We start from the raw sequence: 417 nt of genomic DNA, 5'->3' as shown, positions 1-417 counted from the left end.
CAGCAGGCCCGCGACCTGCTCACCGCACTGTTCCTGGCCGCCGCTCTGGGCAACAGGCCGATCACCGACGTGTACAGGTGGGTATCGGCTCCGGGGGCCGGCGAGCCCCTGACCCTGCTGCGAGACAGCAACTACGAGGCGCAACACGAAGACCTGAACGCCAAGTACTCCCTGACCCCTCGCACGCGTGACGGCGTGTTCTCGGCCGCGAAGAACTGCATCGCATGCCTTGGGCTAGCCGAGGTTCGGGAATGGTTGACGCCGCACGGCCACCGCCGGCGTCTTGATGTGACCGCCCTGGCCCACGACGACCGGGCCACGCTGTACATGCTCACCGAGGAAGACAACCCCGTGGCCCGCCCCATTTCAACAGTGCTGGCCATCCTGGTCAGCGAGGCATTGAAGAAGCGGGCCTCG

1 pseudogene is annotated in these 417 nt (G+C 66.7%); it reads left to right on the top strand.

The features are described from left to right. Positions 1–417: pseudogene (locus tag G6021_RS16835) on the top strand (conjugal transfer protein); the annotation flags it as partial.

It is taken from the genome of Dietzia sp. CW19 (assembly GCF_014145265.1).
GTDB lineage: Bacteria > Actinomycetota > Actinomycetes > Mycobacteriales > Mycobacteriaceae > Dietzia > Dietzia natronolimnaea.
The sequence above is the reverse complement of the archived record's forward strand: the minus strand, read 5'-3'. Positions and strand labels throughout refer to the sequence as shown.